This is a genomic window from Variovorax sp. 05L425 (assembly GCF_056397705.1).
This window is the reverse complement of record NZ_JBFTNY010000063.1, coordinates 1-2122: the sequence shown is the minus strand read 5'-3', so window position 1 is coordinate 2122 and position 2122 is coordinate 1. Positions and strand designations below refer to the sequence as shown.

Genomic DNA, 2122 nt, shown 5'->3' with positions numbered 1-2122 from the left:
AACAGGTCGTCGTTGATGTGCTTCAAGGCATCGAGGTAACGGGCGTCGAAGATGTCGCCGTTCTCGTTCTCCACCACCACGCGCAGGGTGTTGCCCATGCCGCGCAATTCGCTGCGGTTGTTCAGGTAGTTCTGGATGTAGGGATGACCGACAGGGATCATCTTCTCGAAGCTGGCGTTGAGCGACACGCGTGTGGCGAAGAAGCCGAGGACCAGGGTGGCAACCAGGCAGGCCAGCGTGACCGCGACGCGGTGATTGAAGACGGCGCGCTCGAGCCAATTGCCCGAGTCGCGCGGGAAATCGGCGAGCTCGCGCACGACCGGCATGCGGTCGAGACCGGAAGAGATAGCCATTACTTGTCCTTGGTGGTCAGGTCGATGGTGCGCAGGCCGCGCGGGCCGCCCACCACGAGCGAGGTGGTGCTGGCGAAGGCGACTGTGGCAAGGGGCGTCTGAGCGCGATCGGGTGAGCGCGTAAAGGAGAGCCCGCCGTCGATGCTCAGAGCGATGGCGCCGGCCTGATCGACCAGGGCCACGGTGCCATTCCCCGCGACGGCGCCGCCGACGATGCTGGCGGCCAGTCCTGTGTTGACGGGAGCCCAGGAGGCGCCATCGTCCGTGCTGAGGAAGGCGTTGCCGCGCATGCCGTAGGCCAGCACGCCGGCCCGGGTGGCCAAGAGTCCGAAGAGGCTGCCCTTGTATGGTGAAGGCATTGCGGTGAGACGTTGCGCGCCGGCGTCCAGCTTGAGCAGCAAGCCGGCTTCGCCCGCGATGAAGATCGATCCGCGCGCGGCACGGATCGCATAGAGATTGAGCAGCCCCGCGTTGTCGGCGCGATCGAACCATGGTTCCCACGTCTTGCCGCCGTCGGCGGTGCGCAGGATCAGCCCGTACGCGCCGACCACGAAGCCTTCATTGGCGCTCGTAAAGCAGAGATCGAGGAAAGGCTTGTCGGGGCCCGCATCTGCGTTGCGCTGGGCTTCCACGAGCAACTTCCTGTCCTGTTCGGTCGCATCCGAAGAGGCGACGCGGCGCTTCATGTGCTCGAGCACCAGCGCGTTGGCCCGGCGCCCGTCGAGCAGGCCCGTCCAGCTCTGCCCGCCGTCGCGCGTGCCGAGCACCACGCCGTCATGGCCGGTCGCGTAGCCGACGTTGCCATCAACAAAGCTCACGGCAGTGAGGTCTGAGCTGACCGGAACCGGCACCTGCGTCCAATGGCGACCGCCATCCTCGGAGTGCACGATGTGGCCGCGCTGGCCGACCGCGATGAGCCGCTCGCCGGCTCGCGCGATGCCCGTGATGAGGCGCTGATCCGCCAGCGCGCTCATTCGAGCAGGCCGGTCCAGCACCTCGCTGACGGTGGCCGCTCCTGCGCCGGGAACGGCCACCGAGCCGAGCACCGCCAGCAGCATGCTTCTGCGTTGCACGTCGACTCCGCTTCAGCGCACGCCGGAGCCGGCCAAGGCATCGGCCGACCACGCGTTGGCCGACAGCGGGTCGGTGTACTTCAGGCCGACGTTGTAGGCGCCCATCAATCCGGTGACGTTGTAGCCGCCCGTGGTGAAGTCAATGACGGATTGGCCCATGGCGGCCGGCGCCGGCACTTCGTACGAAGGGTTCGTGTAGACGAATCCCGCGCGATAGAGCTGCCCGCGTGCGTCGTACTGGTCCGACGCCACGGCGATCCAGCTGTCTTCGTCCACATAGAAGGTGCGTTTGGCGTAGATATGGCGCTTGTCGGCCTTCAGCGTGGCTTCGACCACCCACACGCGGTGCTGCTCCCAGCGCACGAAGTCCGGGTTCAGGTGGTTGGCCGTGGTCACGGCATACGGGTCCTTCGCATAGACCAGCTTGAAGGTGTTGTAGGGGACGAGCATCTCCTGCTTGCCCATCAGCTTGAAGTCGTAGCGGTCCATCGCGCCGTTGAAGACCCAGGCGTCGTCGTAGGTCGAAGCGCCGGCCGAGCCGGGGTTCGGCGTGTCGTAGGCGATATCGGGTGCGAGCTTCACGCGGCGCTGGCCGGGCAGGTACTGCCAGGCGCGGCGGCCGTTCTTCATCGGGTTGATGTAGTCCTGCGCGAGCAGCGCTTCACCCGCTCGGCGTGCCGGCGCGGTGTAGGCGAT

The 2122-nt window shown here is 66.6% G+C and carries 2 protein-coding genes and 1 pseudogene; all 3 read right to left on the bottom strand.

Translation table 11 applies throughout. The features are described from left to right. Positions 1-353 (bottom strand): annotated as a pseudogene (locus AC1DN9_RS29950) (RND family transporter); the annotation flags it as partial. After that, complete coding sequence (locus AC1DN9_RS29945) at positions 353-1426, bottom strand: WD40/YVTN/BNR-like repeat-containing protein (protein ID WP_478106000.1); 1074 nt, start codon at positions 1424-1426, stop codon at positions 353-355. The pseudogene AC1DN9_RS29950 and the gene AC1DN9_RS29945, both read right to left, overlap by 1 nt. A gap of 12 nt (positions 1427-1438) precedes the next feature. Further along, positions 1439-2122: DUF1329 domain-containing protein (locus AC1DN9_RS29940; protein ID WP_478105999.1), on the bottom strand; the 684-nt coding region annotated here is incomplete at its 5' end.